At 70.4% G+C, this 2,700-nt stretch carries 4 protein-coding genes and 1 pseudogene; 4 read left to right on the forward strand and 1 reads right to left on the reverse strand.

The window, feature by feature from the left end:
* Positions 1-342: 342 nt before the first annotated feature.
* Complete coding sequence (locus tag ACFXDE_RS43760; protein ID WP_380499789.1) at positions 343-795, forward strand: peptidoglycan-binding protein; 453 nt, start codon at positions 343-345, stop codon at positions 793-795.
* Between the two features lie 62 nt (positions 796-857).
* Here ACFXDE_RS43760 and ACFXDE_RS43765 read toward each other — a convergent pair whose 3' ends face one another.
* Positions 858-1,433 (reverse strand): AAA family ATPase, encoded by a 576-nt coding sequence (locus ACFXDE_RS43765; RefSeq protein ID WP_380499790.1) that lies wholly within the window; start codon positions 1,431-1,433, stop codon positions 858-860.
* Between the two features lie 160 nt (positions 1,434-1,593).
* On the opposite strand from ACFXDE_RS43765, the pseudogene ACFXDE_RS43770 reads away from it, so the two are divergent.
* The 3 genes and pseudogenes from ACFXDE_RS43770 to ACFXDE_RS43780 all read left to right on the forward strand — a co-directional run.
* A pseudogene (locus tag ACFXDE_RS43770) lies at positions 1,594-1,755 on the forward strand (diguanylate cyclase); the annotation flags it as partial.
* A gap of 58 nt (positions 1,756-1,813) precedes the next feature.
* Positions 1,814-2,329: an Imm50 family immunity protein gene (locus ACFXDE_RS43775; protein WP_380499791.1), complete on the forward strand. Its 516-nt coding sequence runs from the start codon at positions 1,814-1,816 to the stop codon at positions 2,327-2,329.
* Positions 2,322-2,700, forward strand: a 379-nt coding sequence (locus tag ACFXDE_RS43780) for an Imm50 family immunity protein (protein WP_380499793.1), incomplete at its 3' end; no start/stop codon positions are given. The genes ACFXDE_RS43775 and ACFXDE_RS43780, both read left to right, overlap by 8 nt.

The following is a 2,700-nucleotide window of genomic DNA, read 5'->3' on the forward strand; positions in this document are numbered from 1 at the left end:
GCTCGGAGATGTGTATAAGAGACAGGTCAAATCACGTTAAAGGCCGATTCGTTGACAGTGCGCCCAAAAAGCAGTTCGCCGATCGCGAGGAGATGATGTCGGCGCCCTGTTATGCCGGTTCACGGTGATGGATATGGTGAATGGAGCCAGGGGTGCGGAGGAGGCCACAGGTTCGCGTGTGCACCAAAGGGGTGCCGGGTTTTCACTACCTTCACCTGCGGAGATGGCAGAATGACCCATTCCGGAGAGGGTATCGAAATCTTCACAATCGGCACTGTCGATTCACAACTGATCGAGGGTAGCGTCGTCGTCGTTCCGATTCCTGAAGTGGGGGAAACACGCATGGCATCGAACCGGACCGCGAAGGCACTGCTGGGAATCATCACCGCCGGCGCCATCGGTGTCGGTACCCTCGCCGGTGCAGCGACGGCCGCCGCCGCACCCGCGCAGCAGACCGTCACCCGGACCATCACCATCCAGGCCGTCAACAACCTCGGCCTCAGCACCAGTGAGGCCCAGAGCGTGCAGTGCTACGTCCGCGACGCGGGATTCAACCCCGGCGCGATCGACGGCCAGCTCGGCGGAGGCAGCTGGAGGGCCTGGCAGGGCTTCCTCAACGCCCGCGGATACAACGCCGGGGCCGTCGACGGCCAGGTCGGCCCGAACACCATCAGCGGCCTCCAGCGCTTCCTCGTCTACCTGGGCTACGACACGGGCGGCATCGACGGCGACGCCGGGCCCAAGACCAGGGCCGCCTGGAAGGCGTTCTCCTACCTCGGCGGAGGCTGGTGCTGACCGGCGACCGGCAGAGGAGCGCGGGCCCGTCCCGGGAGCGATCCCGAGGCGGGCCCGCGCCGCTATGTCCCGTGCGTGGAGAACTCGACGATCCGGGCCGGCGGCGGCGTCCAGCCGCGCGAGGTGTCGACGACCAGGCAGGGCACATCGAGCGCGATCGGGACCCACGACGCGATCGGCCGCTGCCCCTCGGCGATGCGGCGCAGCAGCTCGGAGTCCGCATGGACCGCCCGTGAGGGCTCCTCGGCGGCCCGACGGGCGATGCGGGTGTGAGCGATCTCGGGATCGACGGTGCAGCGCACGACCCGGACGTCGGCCAGCGGCACGAGCGGCGCCAGACCCGGCCGCCACAGCTTGTCCTGGAAGGCGGCCTCCGCCACCAGGTTCGTCCCCGACCGCACGAGCTCGCCGATGCTGCGGAAGAACGTCTCGAACGTCCGCAGGTCGAGGTCGTCGGCGGGATCGGCGCCGGCTGCGACCATCCGCTCCTTGATCTCGTCACGGCACACCAGCGGCCACCCGAGCGCATCGGCCAAGGCATGCGCCAGCGTCGTCTTGCCCGCGCCCGGCGGGCCACTCACGACGACGAGCGCCGGGCGGCGCGGCGGCGTGCCGTCGGGGGTGACTGCGCTGAGCAAGGACGTGCCTTCCCGACCCGCTGCGAACCCGGGCCCACTCGCTGACGATCGCGACCTCGTCGAGGGTCTCACGGGGTCGTAGTTCAGCTCCAGGGTCGTCAGCGGTGACGGCCAGGAGGCCGCGGCCCGTGTTCGACCCGGAGCTGCTGTACGTGGGGGCGACTTCAAGAACCGCATCCTCGCCGCGTTCACCGAGGGCATCAGGAACCGCCCCGGCACGACCTTCGGCAACGTGAAGGCGGACGTCCTGGCCCACTTCGTGCCGGGCTTCGAGCGCGGTGACTTCGTCGAGGTGATCAAGGGCTCGGACTGGGCCGAGTAGGACGCGCAGTATCATCCCGGGTCAAGACGGTGAACGAGGCATTCGGAGGGGCGGACCCATGTCGGCCGACGCATGGCCGGAGCTGCTGTTCGGCTCCGAGCAGTTGATCGCGCTGTACACCGGACTGCCGCCCCTGGAGGGCCTGGTGCTCCGGTCGGTGCAGCTGAATCCGCGCGGCGCCGGGGTGACCCTGCGGGTCGAGTTCCCGTGCTTTCCCGACCTCGCTCCGCAGGAGTGGACGGACGCGGGCTGCGACCGGTTCGAGGCGCAGGTCGAGTTCACGGCGGTGGAGGAGGACCTGCGGATGCGAGGCCTGCCCGGCGGCACCGTGGTCGACGTCGAGCTGAGCCGCTACCTGCGGGACCGGGAGCGCCGGATGGCGGTCGGGGTGCGCGGGCCGGGGTTCTCGCTGGACTTCACCGCGCACGCCGCGCTCAAGGCGGCGCACCTCAACGCGTACTGCTCCGGCGGCGCCGAACCGTACGCGGCGAAGCGGTGGTTCGTGAGCCCGGTCGACCGACGCCTGTACGGCAGCGTGCTGCCGCCCACGACCGCGAAGGTGTTCTATGGGTGACGGCCACGACTGGTCGGCGGAGTTGGCGAACCCCGGGACGATCCGCGAGGTCCTCGGCGCACCGCCGCCCCCGCTGAGCGACTACGGGCTGGACTCCGTCCTCGTCGACGAGCGCGGCGCGTCCGTCACGTTGCGGTTCTCCGCGTTCGCCGTCCCGGCCGGCGCCGCGGACCTGTGGCGGGAGCTCGGCCACAACGCGGTGGAGTTCGTGCTGGTGTGCCTCGGCGTGACGGACTTCGAGGTGGACGCGTGGTCGGGCCGGCCCACGACCCGCGCCACGCTCACGGGCAGGCGGGTCGTGCTCGGCGGGCGGGGCAAGCACGTGTCCTTCGCGGCGGCCGAGATCCGCGCCGAGCCGCCGGTCGGACGGC

Source organism: Kitasatospora sp. NPDC059408 (genome assembly GCF_042751525.1).
Taxonomy (GTDB): Bacteria; Actinomycetota; Actinomycetes; order Streptomycetales; family Streptomycetaceae; genus Kitasatospora.

Excerpts from the sequence above, each read along its gene's own strand:
- ACFXDE_RS43775 (WP_380499791.1), top strand. The coding sequence starts at position 1,814 with ATGTCGGCCGACGCATGGCCGGAGCTGCTGTTCGGCTCCGAGCAGTTG.
- ACFXDE_RS43760 (WP_380499789.1), top strand. The coding sequence starts at position 343 with ATGGCATCGAACCGGACCGCGAAGGCACTGCTGGGAATCATCACCGCC.